This is a genomic window from Erwinia sp. 009765445, assembly GCF_058137865.1.
The window spans coordinates 125,756-144,957 of record NZ_JBYUWC010000006.1; the positions used below are offsets into that span (position 1 = coordinate 125,756).

21 protein-coding genes are annotated in these 19,202 nt (G+C 54.8%); 15 read left to right on the top strand and 6 right to left on the bottom strand.

Annotated features, from left to right (window positions below):
- The first annotated feature begins 99 nt into the window (after positions 1-99).
- Both AC3Y5R_RS08030 and AC3Y5R_RS08035 read left to right on the top strand, forming a co-directional pair.
- The gene (locus tag AC3Y5R_RS08030) at positions 100-2,490 is read left to right on the top strand and encodes a glucose/quinate/shikimate family membrane-bound PQQ-dependent dehydrogenase (RefSeq protein ID WP_489920895.1); all 2,391 of its coding nucleotides are present in this window, start codon (positions 100-102) and stop codon (positions 2,488-2,490) included.
- Positions 2,491-2,682: 192 nt separating this feature from the next.
- Positions 2,683-2,904: a YdgH/BhsA/McbA-like domain containing protein gene (locus AC3Y5R_RS08035; protein WP_158783780.1), complete on the top strand. Its 222-nt coding sequence runs from the start codon at positions 2,683-2,685 to the stop codon at positions 2,902-2,904.
- Positions 2,905-2,972: 68 nt separating this feature from the next.
- Here AC3Y5R_RS08035 and AC3Y5R_RS08040 read toward each other — a convergent pair whose 3' ends face one another.
- A complete protein-coding gene (locus AC3Y5R_RS08040; RefSeq protein WP_489920896.1) occupies positions 2,973-3,095 on the bottom strand; it encodes a hypothetical protein in 123 nt (40 codons plus the stop codon).
- On the opposite strand from AC3Y5R_RS08040, the gene AC3Y5R_RS08045 reads away from it, so the two are divergent.
- The 13 genes from AC3Y5R_RS08045 to fetB all read left to right on the top strand — a co-directional run bounded on the left by AC3Y5R_RS08045 (position 3,090) and on the right by fetB (position 14,273).
- Complete coding sequence (locus AC3Y5R_RS08045) at positions 3,090-3,197, top strand: helix-turn-helix domain-containing protein (RefSeq protein ID WP_489920897.1); 108 nt, start codon at positions 3,090-3,092, stop codon at positions 3,195-3,197. The two genes, AC3Y5R_RS08040 and AC3Y5R_RS08045, sit on opposite strands and share 6 nt — an antisense overlap.
- A 585-nt stretch (positions 3,198-3,782) precedes the next feature.
- The gene (gene arnB, locus AC3Y5R_RS08050; protein WP_489921013.1) at positions 3,783-4,922 is read left to right on the top strand and encodes a UDP-4-amino-4-deoxy-L-arabinose aminotransferase; all 1,140 of its coding nucleotides are present in this window, start codon (positions 3,783-3,785) and stop codon (positions 4,920-4,922) included.
- Between the two features lies 1 nt (position 4,923).
- A complete protein-coding gene (arnC, locus tag AC3Y5R_RS08055) occupies positions 4,924-5,904 on the top strand; it encodes an undecaprenyl-phosphate 4-deoxy-4-formamido-L-arabinose transferase (protein ID WP_489920898.1) in 981 nt (326 codons plus the stop codon).
- Positions 5,904-7,886 carry a bifunctional UDP-4-amino-4-deoxy-L-arabinose formyltransferase/UDP-glucuronic acid oxidase ArnA gene (gene arnA, locus AC3Y5R_RS08060; RefSeq protein ID WP_489920899.1) on the top strand — a complete coding sequence of 661 codons (1,983 nt, stop codon included), beginning with the start codon at positions 5,904-5,906 and terminating at the stop codon, positions 7,884-7,886. The genes arnC and arnA overlap by 1 nt, the downstream gene beginning before the upstream one ends.
- Positions 7,883-8,776: a 4-deoxy-4-formamido-L-arabinose-phosphoundecaprenol deformylase gene (gene arnD / locus AC3Y5R_RS08065; protein ID WP_489920900.1), complete on the top strand. Its 894-nt coding sequence runs from the start codon at positions 7,883-7,885 to the stop codon at positions 8,774-8,776. The genes arnA and arnD overlap by 4 nt, the downstream gene beginning before the upstream one ends.
- 6 nt (positions 8,777-8,782) lie before the next feature.
- Positions 8,783-10,444 carry a lipid IV(A) 4-amino-4-deoxy-L-arabinosyltransferase gene (gene arnT, locus AC3Y5R_RS08070; protein WP_489920901.1) on the top strand — a complete coding sequence of 554 codons (1,662 nt, stop codon included), beginning with the start codon at positions 8,783-8,785 and terminating at the stop codon, positions 10,442-10,444.
- Entirely contained in the window at positions 10,441-10,773 is a 333-nt protein-coding gene (arnE, locus tag AC3Y5R_RS08075; protein ID WP_489920902.1) for a 4-amino-4-deoxy-L-arabinose-phosphoundecaprenol flippase subunit ArnE, read from the top strand. Before arnT ends, arnE begins: the two co-directional genes overlap by 4 nt.
- Positions 10,773-11,159, top strand: a complete 387-nt coding sequence (gene arnF, locus AC3Y5R_RS08080) for a 4-amino-4-deoxy-L-arabinose-phosphoundecaprenol flippase subunit ArnF (protein WP_489920903.1) — start codon at positions 10,773-10,775, stop codon at positions 11,157-11,159. Before arnE ends, arnF begins: the two co-directional genes overlap by 1 nt.
- An 8-nt stretch (positions 11,160-11,167) precedes the next feature.
- The gene (locus AC3Y5R_RS08085) at positions 11,168-11,326 is read left to right on the top strand and encodes a hypothetical protein (RefSeq protein WP_489920904.1); all 159 of its coding nucleotides are present in this window, start codon (positions 11,168-11,170) and stop codon (positions 11,324-11,326) included.
- Positions 11,327-11,593 (top strand): sensor histidine kinase, encoded by a 267-nt coding sequence (locus tag AC3Y5R_RS08090; RefSeq protein ID WP_489920905.1) that lies wholly within the window; start codon positions 11,327-11,329, stop codon positions 11,591-11,593.
- 60 nt (positions 11,594-11,653) lie between these two features.
- The gene (locus tag AC3Y5R_RS08095; protein ID WP_489921014.1) at positions 11,654-12,760 is read left to right on the top strand and encodes an ABC transporter substrate-binding protein; all 1,107 of its coding nucleotides are present in this window, start codon (positions 11,654-11,656) and stop codon (positions 12,758-12,760) included.
- A 92-nt stretch (positions 12,761-12,852) separates the two neighbouring features.
- Positions 12,853-13,509: an iron efflux ABC transporter ATP-binding subunit FetA gene (fetA, locus tag AC3Y5R_RS08100; protein WP_489920906.1), complete on the top strand. Its 657-nt coding sequence runs from the start codon at positions 12,853-12,855 to the stop codon at positions 13,507-13,509.
- Positions 13,506-14,273 (top strand): iron efflux ABC transporter permease subunit FetB, encoded by a 768-nt coding sequence (gene fetB, locus AC3Y5R_RS08105; protein WP_489920907.1) that lies wholly within the window; start codon positions 13,506-13,508, stop codon positions 14,271-14,273. Before fetA ends, fetB begins: the two co-directional genes overlap by 4 nt.
- 50 nt (positions 14,274-14,323) lie before the next feature.
- Here fetB and AC3Y5R_RS08110 read toward each other — a convergent pair whose 3' ends face one another.
- From AC3Y5R_RS08110 to AC3Y5R_RS08130, 5 genes are all read right to left on the bottom strand, one after another.
- Positions 14,324-15,664: a carbohydrate porin gene (locus tag AC3Y5R_RS08110; RefSeq protein WP_489920908.1), complete on the bottom strand. Its 1,341-nt coding sequence runs from the start codon at positions 15,662-15,664 to the stop codon at positions 14,324-14,326.
- Between the two features lie 405 nt (positions 15,665-16,069).
- A complete protein-coding gene (locus AC3Y5R_RS08115) occupies positions 16,070-16,324 on the bottom strand; it encodes a CsbD family protein (RefSeq protein WP_158783769.1) in 255 nt (84 codons plus the stop codon).
- Between the two features lie 161 nt (positions 16,325-16,485).
- The gene (locus AC3Y5R_RS08120; RefSeq protein WP_489920909.1) at positions 16,486-16,647 is read right to left on the bottom strand and encodes a DUF2474 domain-containing protein; all 162 of its coding nucleotides are present in this window, start codon (positions 16,645-16,647) and stop codon (positions 16,486-16,488) included.
- 79 nt (positions 16,648-16,726) lie between these two features.
- Positions 16,727-17,734, bottom strand: coding sequence for a cytochrome d ubiquinol oxidase subunit II (cydB, locus tag AC3Y5R_RS08125; protein WP_489920910.1), 1,008 nt, complete (start codon positions 17,732-17,734; stop codon positions 16,727-16,729).
- Position 17,735: 1 nt separating this feature from the next.
- Positions 17,736-19,160, bottom strand: a complete 1,425-nt coding sequence (locus AC3Y5R_RS08130) for a cytochrome ubiquinol oxidase subunit I (RefSeq protein ID WP_489920911.1) — start codon at positions 19,158-19,160, stop codon at positions 17,736-17,738.
- Positions 19,161-19,202 lie beyond the last annotated feature (42 nt).

The window sequence follows — 19,202 nt, forward strand, 5'->3', positions numbered from 1 at the left end:
TCAAAACACCGGGATGGATAATCAGTATAAACCGGGTGTTTTTTGCGATTCAGCGTTGATCCTGAATCGAAGATGTTAAATTTTGGTAAGGTCCATACTATGCAAAGTAAAGCACCGGTATCACGTATCCTCGTGATCCTTACGGCTCTGTTTGCCCTGCTCAGCGGGTTATACCTGCTGGTCGGTGGTATCTGGCTGGCTAAACTGGGCGGCTCTTTCTATTACATCATCGCTGGTGTGATTGAACTGATTGTTGCCTGGCTGCTGTTCCGTCGCCGCTCTTCAGCGCTGCTGTTGTACGCGGTATTCCTGCTGGCGACCCTGATCTGGTCGCTATGGGAAGTGGGGTCCGATTTCTGGGCACTGACGCCGCGTTTAGACGTCACCTTCTTCCTCGGTCTGTGGCTGGTTCTGCCGTTCGTTTACCGCGGGCTGTCGCAGGGCAAATTCGCGCGCGGTGCGCTGAGCCTGGTTCTGGTTGTCACGGTGATCGCCCTGGCGTACTCCGTGTTCAACGATCCGCAGGAAATCAACGGTTCCCTGACACCTGAGCAGGCGGCGAACATCAACAAATCCGCTGATGGCATTGCTGCCGGTGACTGGCCAGCCTATGGCCGCACTCAGGCTGGCACCCGTTATTCGCCGCTGACGCAGATCAACGACAAAAATGTTGGTCAGCTGAAAGAAGCATGGACCTTCCGTACCGGTGATATGAAGCGCCCAACCGATCCGGGTGAGCTGACCGATGAAGTGACCCCGATTAAAATCGGCGATTCACTCTATCTGTGTACGCCACACCAGATCCTGTTCGCGCTGGACGCGGCGACCGGTAAAGAGAAGTGGAAATTTGATCCACAGCTGAAAACCGACCCATCCTTCCAGCACGTCACCTGCCGTGGTGTTTCTTATCATGAAACGCCGGATGCAGCGTCCATTCCTGCTGGTGGCAAACCTGCGCTGTGTTCACGTCGCGTGATCCTGCCGGTTAACGATGGTCATCTTTACGCGCTGGACGCGGAAACCGGTGCTCTGTGCCCGAGCTTTGGTGACAGCGGCAAGCTGAACCTGCAGCAGAACATGCCTAACGCCCGTGCCGGTGCTTACGAGCCAACCTCACCGCCAATTATCACTGACAAAGTGATCGTTGTGGCCGGTGCGGTAACCGATAACTACTCGACCAAAGAGCCGTCCGGTGTGATCCGTGGTTTCGATGTCAACACGGGCAAACTCCTGTGGGCATTCGATCCGGGCGCAAAAGATCCTAACATCCTGCCAGAAGGCGAGCAGCTGTATACGCCTAACTCGCCAAACTCATGGGCACCTGCGGCTTATGATTCGAAGCTGGATCTGGTTTACCTGCCAATCGGCGTGCAGACTCCAGACATCTGGGGCGGCAACCGTACTCCGGAAAGCGAGCGTTTCGCGAGCGGCATGCTGGCACTGAACGCCACCACCGGTAAGCTGGCCTGGTTCTACCAGACCGTGCACCACGATCTGTGGGATATGGATGTACCGGCACAGCCTACGCTGGCTGACATTACCGACAAGAGCGGCAATAATGTTCCGGTAATCTACGTTCCGGCGAAAACCGGTAACATCTTCGTGCTGGATCGTCGTACCGGTAAAACCGTTGTGCCTGCGCCTGAAACTCCGGTTCCTCAAGGCCCGGCAAAAGGTGATCACCTGTCTCCGACTCAGCCGTACTCTGACCTGACATTCCGCCCGAAAAAGAACCTGACCGGTGCGGATATGTGGGGCGCAACGATTTACGATCAGCTGATCTGTCGTGTGATGTTCCACAGTCTGCGTTATGAAGGCCCGTTCACGCCTCCTTCCGAGCAGGGCACCCTGGTTTTCCCGGGTAACCTCGGTATGTTCGAGTGGGGCGGTATTTCCGTCGACACCGATCGTCAGGTTGCCCTGACTAACCCAATGGCACTGCCGTTCGTTTCCCGTTTGATCCCACGTGGTCCAAACAACCCACTGTGGCCAAACGAGAACGACAAAGGCGGTAGCGGGACGGAAACTGGCGTTCAGCCGCAGTACGGCGTGCCGTATGGCGTGACCCTGAACCCATTCCTGTCACCACTGGGCTTCCCTTGTAAGCAACCGGCATGGGGCTACATCTCTGCGGTTGACCTGAAAACTAACGATATCGTGTGGAAAAAACGCATCGGTACCGTACGTGACAGCTCACCCATCCCACTGCCGTTCAAAATGGGTATGCCGATGCTGGGCGCACCAATCTCTACAGCAGGTAACGTGATGTTTATTGGCGCAACGGCAGATAATTATCTGCGTGCGTTCAACGTGACTAACGGTAAATCACTGTGGGAAGCGCGTCTGCCCGCTGGCGGCCAGGCTACGCCAATGACCTATGAAGTGAACGGCAAGCAGTACGTGCTGATCGCTGCAGGCGGCCATGGCTCCTTCGGTACCAGGCTGGGCGATTACATTGTCGCTTACGCACTGCCGGACGACGCGAAGTAGTCATCTTTACCGGCGGCGCTGAGCCGCTGCGGTAAGACAGAGAGGGCAACCAATCCGGTTGCCCTTTTTTCATTGCCAAAGAAATGTGATAAAGATCGCACTTATGGTTAATCTGCTAATAGTTTCTGTAGTTATTATTACACCCATCGAAGGCACACAGTCTTCTTCCGAAATCAAAGAAGGAATTTAACCATGAAAAACATTAAAACTCTGTCAATCGCCGCTGTAGCCGCTCTTTCAATGATCTCTTTCGGTAGCTTCGCCGCTGAAAGCATCTCCGCTCACGGCAGCACCCTGGACAGTGCACAGTCACACATCGCTGCCAAAGCGAAAGCAGCAGGCGCTGACTCTTACAAAATCACCAGTGCCCGTACCGATAACGGCGTTTATATGACTGCTGAAATCTACAAATAACGGATGGTTGTACAAGGAAGTACCAGAAGAGGCTGCCCACGGGCGGCCTTTTTTGTGGCCTGATTTTATCAGGCCGACAACCGGTCAGACATTTCAATATCCGAGCCGACATAGGCTTTAAGCTTTGCTGTTCCGGGATTATCGAAGAAAGTTCTGGCCGCGCCCTCTTCGACAATGACCCCGTTATGCATAAAGATAATGCGGTGAGCCAACCCACCATCTCTTACCGTATCCGCGAGCTGGAAACCAGCCTCGAGATTGCGTTATTTATTCGCCAGGTAAGGGGGAACTGACCATCGAAGGACATGCGCTCTGTGCTTACGTTAAGCGCATGAGGTCGATTGCCAGTGATATTGCTACGAATAATGGCATTATCAATCGTTCAGTTAAATCCATCAGCCAGCAGATCAAAGATGTTGCGCTGGATTGAGACTAATATGCTCATTGAAGGGGGCTTAAAAATAACCGGATTGTGCGTGTGACAAACAGATGAGGAAAATATTAAGGTTTTTTTAAGTCTAACCGAAAGAATTTTTGAAAATTCATGCCAACTTTCCGCTGCAAAGTAAACAGCCCCTCAATCACGGAAGTTTAATTTCCGCCAATTTCCCTTTCCTTGCGCTCTCTTAATTTTCAACTAAGGAATCTACTTTATCGTTCAGGAAACGTTGAATCAGTGTGATTTACAACGTGCCACAATGGTTTCCTTCTTGATGAGGGAAGAGGTGGCGAAAAACGCGGGTAAAGCGACCGCAAGATTGTAATCACGTTATGGTAAGAATGCTGGCGAAAATTCAACGATTTATCGATGGTTTGAACGTTGAAAATCGCACATTCTGCTAATGTAAATTCAGGTCCTTATTAAAGGAAGTTTAATGATGTCCGATTTTCTCCCCTTTTCCCGCCCGGCGATGGGCGAAGCCGAGCTGACCGCCGTCGGTGAGGTACTGAATTCCGGCTGGATTACCACCGGCCCTAAAAATCAGCAGCTGGAAAAAGCATTTTGTGAACTGACCGGCAACCAGCACGCCATTGCCGTGAGTTCCGCCACGGCGGGCATGCATGTGACGCTGATGGCGCTGGGCATTGGTGCAGGCGATGAAGTGATCTCGCCCTCGCTGACCTGGGTCTCCACGCTGAATATGATCGCCCTGCTGGGCGCTGAGCCGGTGATGATCGATGTCGATCGCGATACACTGATGATTATCCCTGAGCAGATTGAAGCGGCTATCACCCCCCGCACTAAAGCCATTATTCCTGTCCACTATGCTGGCGCTCCGGCTGATATTGATGCCATTCATGCTATCGGTAAGCGTCACGGTATTGCGGTAATTGATGACGCGGCCCATGCGGCGGGCACTTATTACAAAGATCGCCATGTTGGCGCCACCGGCACGGCCATTTTTTCCTTCCACGCGATTAAAAACATGACCTGTGCGGAAGGCGGCCTGGTGGTGACCGATGACGAATCGCTGGCAAATCGTATCCGCAGCCTGAAGTTCCACGGATTAGGTGTGGATGCCTTTGATCGCCAGACCCACGGCCGTGCGCCGCAGGCGGAAGTGATTAGCCCCGGGTATAAATACAATCTGGCCGATATCAACGCTGCCATTGCGCTGGTTCAGCTGGGTAAGCTGCCCCAGCTTAATGTCAGACGTAAAGATATTGCCCAGCGTTATCTGCGTGAACTGGCGGATACGCCGTTCCTGCCACTGGCGCAACCGGAGTGGCCACACCAGCACGCCTGGCACCTGTTTATTATCCGGGTCGATCAGGCCCGCTGCGGGCTGACCCGCGATGAGCTGATGCAGGCGCTGAAAGAGCGCAACATCGGCACCGGTTTGCACTTCCGCGCCGCACATACTCAAAAATATTACCGTGAGCGCTTTCCCCAGCTCTCCTTACCTGAAACCGAATGGAACTCGGACCGTATCTGCTCCATCCCTCTGTTTCCAACGATGACCGATGATGATGTCAGCCGCGTGATTACCGCGCTGCGTGAGATTGCTGAGAAATAACATGATTGCTGAACAGCCAATTAATAAAGTTTCCGTGGTAATTCCTGTTTATAACGAACAGGAAAGTTTGTCTGAACTGATCCGTCGTACCAGCGAGGCCTGCGCCACGCTGCCGATGGACTATGAAATCCTGCTGGTTGATGACGGCAGCAGCGATAATTCTGCCGAAATGCTCACCGTGGCGGCAGAAGAACCGGGCAGCCACATTGTTGCCGTGTTGCTGAACCGTAACTACGGCCAGCATTCAGCAATCATGGCCGGATTCAGCCACGTCAGCGGCGATCTTATCATCACCCTGGATGCAGATTTACAGAACCCACCGGAAGAGATCCCTCGCCTGGTGGCTACCGCGCAGGAAGGCTATGATGTGGTGGGGACCGTGCGTCAGAACCGCCAGGACAGCTGGTTCCGTAAGAAGGCTTCGCGCCTGATTAACCATCTGATCCAGCGCACCACCGGCAAAGCGATGGGCGACTATGGCTGCATGCTGCGCGCCTATCGTCGCCACATTATTGACGCGATGCTGCACTGTCATGAACGCAGTACCTTTATCCCGATTCTGGCTAACACCTTCGCCCGTCGGGCGATTGAGATCCCGGTGCACCATGCGGAGCGTGAGTTTGGTGACTCCAAATATAGCCTGATGCGTCTGATCAACCTGATGTATGACCTGGTGACCTGCCTGACGACCACTCCGCTGCGTATGCTCAGCGTGGTGGGAACCTTTATCGCGCTCGCCGGTTTTGCTTTTTCTTTGTTACTGATCCTTTTACGCCTGTTCTTTGGTCCTCACTGGGCTGCAGACGGCGTGTTCATGCTGTTTGCGGTGCTGTTTATCTTTATCGGCGCGCAATTTGTAGGAATGGGGCTGTTGGGTGAATACATCGGACGTATCTATAACGATGTTCGTGCCCGTCCCCGTTATTTTATCCAGCGTGTGGTCAACTCTTCCCATCCCGTCTCTACTGAGGACGATAAATAATGAAAGCTGTTGTTTTTGCCTACCATGATATGGGTTGCATTGGTATCAATGCACTGGTTCAGGCCGGTTACGAGATCGAAGCAATCTTCACTCACGCTGATTCAGCGACTGAGAACCACTTCTTTGGCTCGGTAGCCCGAACGGCTGCCGAGCAGGGCATCCCGGTTTTTGCCCCGGAAGACATTAACCATCCACTGTGGGTCGATCGCATTAAAGCGATGGCTCCGGATGTTATTTTCTCTTTCTACTACCGCAACCTGCTGGGCGAAGAGATCCTCAGCAGTGCGAAGAGCGGTGCTTTTAACCTGCACGGTTCGCTGCTGCCAAAATACCGTGGCCGTGCGCCGCTGAACTGGGTGCTGGTCAACGGTGAAACCGAAACTGGCGTGACGCTGCACCGCATGACTGCCCGTGCTGATGCCGGGGAAATCATGGCGCAGGAGAAAGTAGCCATTGCGCCAGAAGACAATGCCCTGACGCTGCACCGTAAATTGAACGCCACGGCTGAGCACCTGCTGAATGACTGTCTGCCTTCACTCAAAGCCGGTACAGCCACCGGGCGTGCGCAGGATGACAGCCAGGCGACTTACGTTGGCCGCCGCAAGCCGGAAGATGGTCGTATTGACTGGTCACAGCCTGCCGCAACCGTCAACAACCTGGTGCGTGCGGTGACCGATCCGTGGCCGGGCGCGTTTGGCTATGTGGGTTCCGCGAAATTTATCATCTGGAAAGGCAAGGTCCGTCAGGACCAGCCTGCGGCGAAAGCCGGTACTGTGCTGTCGGTCAGCCCGCTGATTATCGCCTGTGGCCAGGGTGCGCTGGAAGTGATGACCGGTCAGAGTGAGAACGGCGTTTACATGCAGGGGTCACAGCTGGCGCAGACCCTGGGTCTGGTCAGCGGCGCGCTGCTGAGCAACCAGCCGGTGACTGCGGCCAAACGTCGCACCCGCGTGCTGATCCTCGGCGTCAACGGCTTTATCGGTAACCACCTGACTGAGCGCCTGCTGAAAGACGACAACTTCGATATTTATGGTCTGGATATTGGCTCAGATGCCATCAGCCGCTTTGTGGGCCATCCGCGCTTCCAGTTCGTGGAAGGGGATATCAGTATTCACAGCGAGTGGATCGAATACCACATCAAGAAATGTGATGTGATCCTGCCGCTGGTCGCGATCGCCACGCCGATTGAATACACGCGCAACCCGCTTCGCGTCTTTGAGCTGGATTTTGAAGAGAACCTGAAGATCATCCGTGACTGCGTGAAGTACAAAAAACGCATCATCTTCCCGTCCACTTCTGAAGTTTACGGTATGTGTACCGACCCGAACTTCGACGAAGATCACTCCAACCTGGTAGTGGGACCGATCAACAAACAGCGCTGGATCTACTCCGTTTCCAAGCAGTTGCTGGACCGCGTAATCTGGGCTTACGGTGATAAAGAAGGACTGCGCTTTACGCTGTTCCGTCCGTTCAACTGGATGGGGCCGCGTCTGGATAACCTGAATGCTGCCCGTATCGGCAGTTCACGCGCCATCACCCAGCTGATCCTTAACCTGGTGGAAGGCTCGCCGATCAAACTGATCGACGGTGGCAAACAGAAGCGTTGCTTTACCGACATCAGCGACGGTGTTGAGGCGCTGTTCCGCATTATTGAAAACAAAAACAATAACTGCGACGGGCAGATCATCAACATCGGTAACCCGGAGAACGAAGCGAGCATCAAAGAGCTGGCAGAACAGCTGCTGGCCAGCTTCGATCGCCATCCGCTGCGTGACCAGTTCCCACCGTTTGCCGGATTCCGGGACGTGGAAAGCAGCAGCTACTACGGCAAAGGCTATCAGGATGTGGAGCACCGCAAACCGGCAATCCGCAACGCCCGCCGCCTGCTGAACTGGAAACCTGAAGTTGCTATGGACAAAACCATCGACGCCACGCTGGACTTCTTCCTGCGTACCGTTGAAGGAGTGGAAGAGAAGAAATGAGAAAAGTCGGCCTCCGTATTGATGTTGATACGTGGCGTGGCACTCGTGATGGCGTGCCTAAGCTGCTGGAAATACTCAGTTTGCATCGCACTCAGGCCACTTTTTTCTTCAGCGTCGGGCCGGATAACATGGGGCGTCATTTATGGCGCCTGCTGAAACCGAAGTTCCTGTGGAAGATGCTGCGCTCCAACGCAGCCTCGCTGTACGGCTGGGATATCCTGCTGGCCGGTACGGCGTGGCCGGGGCGCAACATCGGCAAAGGACTGGCGGAGATCATTAACGCCACGGTGGATCACCATGAGGTCGGCCTGCATGCCTGGGATCACTTCGCCTGGCAAACCTGGGCTGGCGTCTGGCAGCCGGAACAGCTGACGCGGCAGATCCGGCTGGGCAGGGACGCGCTGAGCGTGATCTCCGAACAGCCGGTCACCTGTTCCGCGGTAGCTGGCTGGCGGGCGGATCAGCGTACGGTCGATGTGAAGGAAGGTTTTCATTTCCACTACAACAGCGACTGTCGTGGCACTGCGCCGTTCCTGCCGTTGTTGAGCGATGGCAGTACCGGCACGGTGCAAATCCCGGTAACGCTTCCCACCTGGGATGAAGTGGTCGGCTCCACGGTAAATAAGGAAGATTTCAACGCCTTCATTATTGACCGTATCAAAGCGGATCGCGGCACGCCGGTGTACACCATTCATGCTGAAGTGGAAGGGATCGTGATGAGCGACATGTTCAGCGAACTACTGACGCTGGCGGAACAGGCCGGTATCCAGTTCTGCCCGCTGAGCGAGCTGTTGCCCGAAGATCTGAGTAGCCTGCCGACAGGAAAAATTGTTCGGGGTAGCCTCCCCGGTCGTGAGGGATGGCTGGGATGGCAGCAATTAGCTGAGTGACTTTGTATGAAAATCATGAGAAATGGCCTTCTCCTTTTGGTGTTATTTGCCCTGTATTACCTGATTCCTCTGGAATTTCGCCACCTGTGGCAGCCTGATGAAACACGATATGCCGAAATCAGCCGGGAAATGCTGGTCAACGGTAACTGGGTGGTCCCTCATTTTTTCGACCTGCGTTATTTTGAAAAGCCGATTGCGGGCTACTGGATCAACAATCTCAGTCAGCTGATCTTCGGCCATAACAATTTTGCTGTGCGCTTTGGCTCGGTCTTCTCCATCACGCTGACAGCCCTGCTGGTGTACTGGCTGACTCTGCGCGTCTGGCGGGATCGCACCACGGCGCTGATGGCGGGCGTGATCTTCCTGACCAGCCTGCTGGTCTACGGCATCGGCACTTATGCGGTGCTGGACCCGATGATCACCCTGTGGCTGGTGGCGGCAATGTGCAGTTACTGGCTGGCGGTGGAAGCCCCGACAACCGGTAAAAAAGTGCTGGCCTGGCTGCTGATGGGCTTTGCCTGCGGCATGGGCTTTATGACCAAAGGCTTCCTGGCGCTGGCCGTGCCGGTGGTCGCTATCCTTCCGTGGGCTATTCAGCAGAAGCGGTTTAAAGAGCTGCTGACGTTCGGCCCGCTGGCGGTGATTGGCGCGGCGGCGATCAGTGCGCCCTGGGCTATTGCTATCGCCCGGCAAGCGCCTGACTTCTGGCACTATTTCTTCTGGGTGGAGCATATCCAGCGTTTTGCCGAAGCCAACGCGCAGCACAAGGCACCGTTCTGGTACTACCTGCCGGTGCTAATCCTTGGTTGTCTACCCTGGCTGGCACTGCTGCCGGGTGCTTTGCGCAACGGCTGGCGTGACCGGCGGGAAAGCAGCGGCAGCTTCTATCTGCTGTGTTGGGTGGTGATGCCACTGCTATTTTTCAGTATCGCCAAAGGCAAGCTGCCAACCTACATCCTGCCGTGCTTCGCGCCGCTTGCCGCGCTGCTGGCCAGACAGGCGATGCAGCTGATGGCGGTTAATGGCCGGGCGCTGAAGGTAAATGGCTGGATTAATCTGGTCTTCGGGCTGATCTGTACCATTGTGGTGGTGGGTTTCCTTGCTCCGTGGGGAGTGGCGAAACATTCTGTCTACGGCCATCACGAAGTGCTTAAAGTTGCGCTGGCGAGCGGTGCCTTCCTGCTGTGGGGAATTTGTGGTTTGATCACCCTGAAATCCCCGACACAGCGCTGGAGCTGGGCGGCTTTGTGCCCGCTGGCGCTGGCGCTGGTGGTGGGGCAGGCAATCCCTGACTACGTGATGGACTCCAAGCAGCCTCAGCAGTTTATTCATGGTATGCAAAACGAAATTGCACCGAGCCGCTTCGTGCTGGCTAATAATCCGGGGATTGCTTCCGGGCTGGCATGGGAGCTGCAACGTAGCGACATTCTGCTTTACGATCAGCCGGGAGAGGTGCAGTACGGCCTGAGTTATCCGGATGCGCAGGGCAAGTTAATCGAAGGGTCTGACTTCGCTGAGTGGCTGGAACAGCATCGTCGTGAAGGCAGCGTCACGCTGGTGATGCTGCTGTCCCGCACGGAAGACAATCCGGATGCCGACGTGCCAAAAGCGGACTTCAGCTATCGTCAGGGACGGCTGGTGATGTACCAGTACAAGCAGACACCATGAATGCGCTAATGATCGCCTTTGCCAGCCTGCTGAGCTGCGCAGGCCAGCTGTGCCAGAAGCAGGCCGCGCACCACGGCCTGCTGAAAGGCAAGTGGCACCTGCTGTTCTGGCTGGGGCTTAGCGTACTGCTGCTGGGCTGCGCGATGTTGATCTGGTTGATGGTGCTGCAACAGGTGCCGGTAGGTGTGGCTTATCCGATGCTCAGCCTTAACTTTATCTTTATCGTGCTGGCCGCCCGATGGCTGTGGAAGGAACCTGTTTCGCCGCGCCACTGGATGGGGATCGGCCTGATCGTGGCCGGTGTGGCGGTGATGGGAGTCTACGCCTGATGGGGATTATTCTGGCGTTATGCAGCGTGCTGCTGGTCAGCGGTGCGCAGTTACTGATGCGCTGGTCGATGGTGAACCTGCCTGCAACCAGCGATCCTGTGGCACTTCTGACCGCTTTGCTCGGGCTGTCTCCTGCCGCGCTGGGGTTATTTGGCGGCCTGGCGGCTTACGCATTGTCGATGCTGTGCTGGTTCCTGGCGCTGCAGCGGGTGGCGCTGAGCAAGGCCTATCCGCTGCTCAGCCTCAGCTACGTGCTGGTGTGGGGCGCAGCACTTTATCTTCCCGCCCTGAATGAGACGTTTCAGTGGGGCAAGCTGGCCGGTGTGGCGCTGATTTTCTGCGGTCTGTTGTTGGTTTGCTGGCCAGCCGCTAAAGTAAAACGCTGACCTGATGTGTGATTAAGTTTCCCCTGGCAAACTGGCGCTATCTGCTTTCGGCGCTGGTGTTTGCGGGCGGCATTGTCCTGGTGGCTTTTGGCTGGTGTATCTGTCACTCCAACGCCATCGCCTGTTTCTGGGTTGCCTACATCCTGACGAATCAGGGGCGGGGGTGATTGAGATCGAAGATACCAGGCCCTGGCATTCCGCCAGAAAAACGCCAGCGTGTTTTTGATGCTTTTTACCGGATTGAAGGCAGCGAAGATACGGGGGCCGGACTGGGATTATCGATTGTCCGTACGCTGCTCGACAGATTACAGGGCGAAATTTTGTCAGGCCCGGCGGAGCGCTCGCCGACCGGGCTTAATGTCAAAGTCATTCTTTATCTGAGCGTATTACACTCAGGAGTCAAGATTAAAAAGAATGAAATGGGACAGGCTTGACGGTATATTTGCAAATGATTATCACTCTTATTTATATTCTCATGGAGACATTAAGTGACTATTCGTTCCTGGCTGTTGTTAGGCACCCTTGCGGCGTCGGCGGGCTGTGCCGCCACGACGTATCCGGTGCAGATTACCGATATGGATAATCAGAAAATCACCCTGAAGGAAGAGCCACAGCACGTCATTCTGCAGGACGGCCGCGATATCCTGTCGCTGGCGCTGCTGGACCGCGAAGATCCTTTTAAACGAGTGGTTGCCTGGAATAACTTGCCGAAAAAGCAGGACACACAAACCTGGGACCTGCTGAAGAAAACCTGGCCGGAAGCCACTAAAATCATCGACATGGGCTTCAACGACCAGGGGCAGGTGAATCTGGAGAGCGTGATTGCCGAGAAGCCGGATTTGATGATTGCCCAGCTGCGCGCCAAACCTGCACTGAAGCAGACCGGCGTGCTGGATACGCTGGCAAAACTGAATATTCCGGTGGTCTTTGTTGACTATGAGCTGCATCCGGCGCAGAACACCGCCAACAGCATCACCCTGCTGGGGACCGTGCTGAACCAGGAAGCCAGAGCGAAAGAGTACACTGACTTCTATCATCAGCACTGGGATGCGATGCAGCAGAAGATCGCGCAGATCAAGGATAAGCCCAAGGTCTTTATCGAGCCTATCGCTGGTAACGCTGATAACTGCTGCTTTACCCATGGCCATAACGGCTGGGGTGGACTGGTGGAAGCGGTTGGCGGGAAAAACATCGGCTCCAGCCTGCTGCCAGGCGCATCAGGGTTTGTGGCGCTGGAGAAAATCATCGCCATGAAACCGGATGTTTATATTATGTCCGGCTCCAAACGGCCAAATAAGAACGTTCTGCCGTTCGGTTATAATATTCCGCGTGAAGAGATTACCGCCACCTTTAATAAGCTCACCAGCCGTACCGGTCTGCAGCAGATTACCCCGGTGAAAGAGGGCAAGGTGTATGGCGTTTATCACCACTTCTACAACCACCCTTATAATATTATCGGTATGGAAATTCTGGCTAAGGATCTCTACCCGGCCCAGTTCAGCGATCTCGATCCGACCGCAGATTTCCACCAGATTATTTCGAAGTTCACCAAACTTCCTGACGATCCGGTGATGCTGAGCTATTCTCCGCAGCAACAATAAGCGTTACTTTTTAATGATGAAAAGGCGACAATTTGTCGCCTTATCGCGCTATGATCCGCCTGATAATATTCCCTCAGGCTGGTTAAAATTTTATGTCGCACTCTTCACCCCTGCTCGACGTGCAGGCTGTTTCCTTTGCGCAGGATGGCACCACGCTGCTGGCACCTGTTTCGCTCCAGCTTAATGCCGGTGAGTTTATTTTACTGACCGGGCCTTCCGGCAGTGGCAAAAGTACGCTGCTGAAAATCATCTCCACGCTGCTTCAACCCTCTGGCGGTGAACTCTTCTTTAAAGGCCAGCCGGTGAGCGGGATCAAACCCGAAAGCTACCGTCAGCAGGTCTCCTACTGTTTTCAGACTCCCGTGTTGTTTGGCGAATCGGTTTTTGACAACCTGGCGCTGCCATGGCAGATCCGGCAGAAAAAGGTCGATGTGGCAGTGCTGAAGCACTGGCTTAAGCAGGTCAACCTGCCGGAAGAGATGCTGGCGAAGAAAACGGAGCAGCTTTCAGGCGGGGAAAAGCAGCGGGTGGCGCTTTTGCGCAATCTGCAATTCCTGCCGGAGGTGCTGCTGCTGGATGAGATCACCAGTGCGCTGGATGAAGAAAACAAACAGATGATCAACCAGCTGATCGCCGGGCTGGTCAAAGAGAAGGGCGTGGCGGTGATTTGGATCAGCCACGATACCGCAGAAATCAGCCAGGCACAGCGGGTCGTGACGCTAGCCGCAAGCCAGGAAGGTGACGCATGAACCAGCATAATATTACCAATGAATCTCTGGGACTGGCGCTGGTTCTGGTGCTGATTGCGCTGATCGTCAGCCGCAAAGAGAAGCTCGGGCTGGAGAAAGACATTGTCTGGAGCGTGTCGCGCGCTATCGTTCAGCTGATCATCGTCGGCTACGTGCTGAAGTACATTTTCGACCTGAATAATGCATGGTTAACGGTTTTGATGGTGCTGTTTATCTGCGTGAATGCGGCGCTGAATGCCCGCAAGCGCAGCCGTAATATCGACCATGCGTTTACCCTGTCGTTTGTCGCTATCACCATGAGTACCACGCTGACGCTGGTGATCCTGGTGCTGAGTGGATCGATTGAATTTATGCCGATGCAGGTTATCCCGATCTCCGGGATGATTGCCGGGAATGCGATGGTGGCGGTCGGACTGTGCTACAGCAACCTGAACCAGCGCTTCAGCGATAACCGCCAGAAGATCCAGGAGATGCTGAGCCTGGGCGCTTCAGTTAAGGTAGCCTCTGGTTCGATCATCCGCGACAGCATTCGCAGCGCAATGATCCCCACCGTGGACGCCGCAAAAACCGTCGGGCTGGTGAGCCTGCCGGGGATGATGTCCGGGCTGATCTTTGCCGGTATCGACCCGGTGAAAGCGATTAAATACCAGATTATGGTTACCTTTATGCTGCTCGGCACAGCCAGCTTCTCGACCATTATCGCGGGTTATCTTGCCTACCGGCGCTTCTATAACACCCGGGCGCAGCTGAAGCAGGCAGTATGAGTTGTGGATGAATAAGGCGGACCCGAAGATCCGCCAGCAGAGGGCAATAATCAGAAGTTGATGTTGGCGCTGATACCGCCGATAAAGGCGTCTTTGACTTCGCTGACTGCACCCGGAGAGGCAACGTACTGCAGGTTTGGACGCAGGTTCAGCCAGTTGGTGACGTGCGCGTTGTAGTAAACCTCGTAGTTATACTCGGAACCGCTCTGGATCGGCAGGTAGGTCGGGCTGTTGTAATCGTCCACGCCGTTTTCCTGATTGGTCTGGCGCAGCATTTTGGTGTAGTCATCGTTGACATGAATACGGGCTGCGCCGACACCAATTTCATCCTTCGGACGGGCATCAAACGGCCCTTTCCACACAAGCGAGACCGATTGATAGTTGTCGGTTTTCGAGGTTTTCTGATCGTTCATTACCGCCTGAACAGTGATGCCCAGTCCGCGCTGGTTGTCACCATCCATTGCGGTTAACTGTTGTTGTAACAGCAGGTAGCCGCCGTAGGAGTGGTTCTTCTGACCGTACTCGCCGTCGTTATAAGAGCTGTAGTTATCCCCGTTAACCGAGGAGTAGTACATCCCGATACGGTAGTTACCAGGCAGCTTATCGGCACCGAACGCAGGCTGCCAGCCCAGTTCCACCGGCACCATGTTGCCCAGCGTCGGGCTGGTATCAAGGCGGAAACCATTGCCGGTATCGTAGTTGGACGGGGTCTGATTATAGAAACCAACCTGGAAGAACACTTCCGGGGTGATGTTCAGTTTAACCCTGCCGCCCCACTGGGAAACTGGCCAGTTGTACCAGCGGTCGCCGCGCCAGTTACCGGCCTGGCCACTGCCGAAGGCCAGGTTCTGGAAGTTACTCTGGAAGGAGTCAAAATCCTCGCCGACAGTCACGCGACCGGCCTTCACTTCCAGCGCGTGGTCAAAGAAGCCTTTATTCAACCAGAACTGGGTCAGACGCCAGGTTTGCCCACGCCCCCAGACTTCCTGTACTGAAGAGAGGCCACCCGAACGCGGGTCATTAATATACTGGGTTAAATCCTGACCGTTACGGCTGGTGATGGTTGCCTGAAACTGGGTGTCGTTCCAGTTCAGCAGTTTTTCCAGGTCCAGCGTGGTGCCGAAAGCCCACTGGTCGGTATAGCGCGCTGAAGTTGACTGGTTATAACCACCGGAGAAGTTGCTGGCGGATTCCATGGTGTAGTTCACCTGGAAATCAACGCCATCCTGTTTCAGCTGGCTACGGGTACCGTCCCAGTCGCCAAAGGCGTAGGGAGAATCCATGCTCAGCGGGGCATAATCTGCCAGCGCCTGGCCGGATGCCAGCAGTAAACCTAAACCACAGAACGCCACCGATCTTTTTAACGTGGTTTTTGGGAGGGTGCTTTTCATGATGGAAACCTTATTTTTATTGAGATAACGCTGTCCTTCTGGATGTCGGGCAGGCCAGATCGCAGCCATCAGCCACCGCTCAGCATTTTCTCCTGCACATAAGATGTACAGAGGGCGTAAAAACTGACGTAAGGTGGAATTGACGGCCAGAACAGAATGAATCAAAGCACCAAACAGAAATATGATCGTTATAAATAGTGCTGAAATGATTCTGCTGTTACCGGAAAAGATTAAATGTTCAGGCGGGATCACAGTTTGGCTGGAGGGTTGAAGGGCAGGGGGAGGTGAAAATCGCCGATTATGTCAGCAAAAGCTGGCAACTGGCGAAAAAAAGGCCGGTAAACCGGCCTGTTGACTGTCATGCTGAAGGGAGATTTCTCCGGGCCAGCATTAACCCGATTTCATTCAGCGGCGGCCGAAAATCTTCGCTGCCAGGAAGCCGACACCGGCGGCAATAGCCAGCGACACAAACGGGGAGTCCTGGGTTTTACTCTTCACACAGTCCAGCGCGTCATCCACTGCATAGGATGCTTTGGCCGCTCCCTGACGCACGCGCCCTTTGAACTCATGCTCTGGAGAATCGACAGCTTTACCAAACTGTTCCTGGCCTTTACCCAGCGCTTCATCGGCTTTATCGTTGGCTTTATCTAACAGACTCATACTGACTCCTTCTGATGGCATGATTTCCTCATGAATGAACCTAAAGCTTAGACTATTACAGAAGGGTTACCGCTGCGGTTATGTGTAAAATTATGACTGATGTAAAGGAAAGGGGCCGACTGACGGCCCCTTTGAGTGTTGTTCAGCAGACCGTCAAGCTGTCAGTGTGACTTCATACCCGCAGCTGTCATCATAAAGCGGAACACGGTGGCAACGATACCAAGCGCCATCACGCTGCCGACATATATAGCCACCATCCACAGAATGCGCTTCCACGCCGGGGATTTAGTGATCTGTTGAGTCTGGTTTTGTACCATCATCATTTCCTCCAGAATAACTCTCTGCTTCACCCTGCCACTGACTCAGCCGCAGGGTGATATTGATGGGGATAAGCCCGAATAATCAGTGATAGCCTTCGTCCGGTTTGATTTTCCCGCGGAACACGTAGTAGCTCCAGAAGGTGTAAACCAGGATAACCGGAATAATCAGCAGGCCGCCGACCAGCATAAAGCCCTGGCTCTGCGGCGGTGAGGCAGCATCCCAGATGGTGATATTCGGTGGAATAATATTGGGCCAGATGCTGATCCCAAGGCCGGTAAAGCCCAGGAACACCAGAGCCAGCGTTAACAGGAACGGCGAGTAGTGCGCATGACGTTTCAGCGCGCGCCACAGTCCCCATGAGGCCAGCAGAACCAGCACCGGCACTGGCAGGAACCAGAACAGGTTAGGCAGGGTAAACCAGCGGTGCATGATGTTGGCGTGTTGCAACGGCGTCCAGATACTCACCACGGCAACCACCGCCAGCAGAGCCAGCAGCAGAGGTTTGGTCAGCGCCGTCATTTTACGGTGCAGGCCGTTCTCGGTTTTCATGATCAGCCAGGTACTACCCAGCAGGGCGTACGCCGTCACCAGACCCAGGCCACAGAACAGAGAGAACGGTGTGAGCCAGCCCAGCTCCGGGCCGCTGTAGGCGCGGTTGGTCACTTCAAAGCCATTGATGATGGCACCCAGCGCCACACCCTGACTGAAGGTGGCCATATAGGAACCCACAATAAAGGACTTGTCCCAGAATGGGCGGTGTTCTTCAGTCGCCTTAAAGCGGAACTCAAACGCCACGCCACGGAAAATCAGGCCAATCAGCATGATGGTCAGCGGCACTGACAGCGCATCGATGATCACCGCATAGGCCAGCGGAAAGGCGCCATATAGCGCCGCACCGCCCAGTACCAGCCAGGTTTCGTTACCGTCCCACACTGGCGCGACGGTGTTAACCATCATGTCGCGCTCGGTCGCATCTTTATTGAACGGGAACAGAATGCCGATACCCAGATCGAAGCCGTCCATCACGATATACATCAGGGTCGAGAAGACGATGATGGTGAACCATATAATTGAGAGATCGATACCCACGTTATTTACCCTCTTCCGGCGAATTTAACTTTTCCTGCACGGCAGACAGCGGACGTGAAGGGGTGTGCGAAGTGCCAGGACCGCCTTCCGGGGTATGGTCACCTTCGCCCTGCACCGGGCCTTTCTTGATCAGGTTGAACAGGTAGGTATACCCCACGCCGAACACCGACATATACACCACGATAAAGGCGAGCAGGCTCAGGCTCATGTGCAAATCGCCATGGGCCGACACCGCGTCTTTAGTGCGCAGCAGGCCATAAACCACCCACGGCTGCCGACCAATTTCAGTGGTAAACCAGCCTGCCAGGATCGCGATCAGGCCTGAAGGGCCCATCAGCAGGGTGAACCACAGGAAAGGACGTGAGGTGTACATCCGGTCCCGGAAGCGTAGCCACAAACTGACCACACCCAGCAGTACCATCAGCATGCCCAGGCCGGCCATCACGCGGAAGGACCAGAAAATCACCGTGGAGTCCGGACGATCTTCTTTCGGGAAGGTCTTCAGCGCCGGAACCTGCTTATGCAGGCTGTGCGTCAGGATCAGGCTGCCCAGGTAAGGGATTTCCAGCGCATATTTGGTTTTTTCCTGCTCCATGTCCGGAATACCGAACAGGATCAGTGGAGTAGGTTCACCCGGCGGGTTCTCCCAGTGGCCTTCAATCGCGGCGATTTTGGCTGGTTGATGTTCCAGCGTGTTTAGGCCGTGTGCATCACCCAGCACCGCCTGAATCGGGGAGACAATCAGAGCCATCCACAGCGCCATGGACATCATCTTACGGATGGCGGGCGTGTCATTTTTGCGCAGCAGATGCCAGGCTGCAGAAGCCCCAACGAAGAAGGCGCTGGCCAGGAAAGCAGCGGTCGACATATGCAGCAACCGGAACGGGAAGGACGGGTTAAAGACGATCTTGAACCAGTCAACCGGGATCACGATGCCGTTCTGAATGGCATAGCCCTGCGGCGTTTGCATCCAGCTGTTAGACGCGAGGATCCAGAATGTGGAAATGATGGTTCCCAGGGCGACCATGCAGGTGGCGAAGAAGTGCAGACCAGGGCCGACACGGTTCCAACCGAACAGCATTACACCGAGGAAACCCGCTTCCAGGAAGAAGGCAGTCAGCACTTCATAGGTCAGCAGCGGGCCGGTTACGCTCCCGGCAAACTGGGAGAAGCCGCTCCAGTTGGTCCCGAACTGATAGGCCATCACCAGACCGGATACCACGCCCATGCCGAAGTTAACGGCAAAGATTTTAGACCAGAAATGGTAGAGGTCGCGATAGTCCTCGTTTCTGGTTTTCAGCCATAACCCTTCCAGTACCGCTAGGAAGCTGGCGAGCCCGATGGTAATAGCCGGGAAGATAATATGGAAGGACACGGTAAACGCGAACTGTATCCTTGCCAGGTGGAACGCATCTAATCCAAACATTGCTTACCTCGATCTAACATAAACTGCCTTTATTTTTACCAG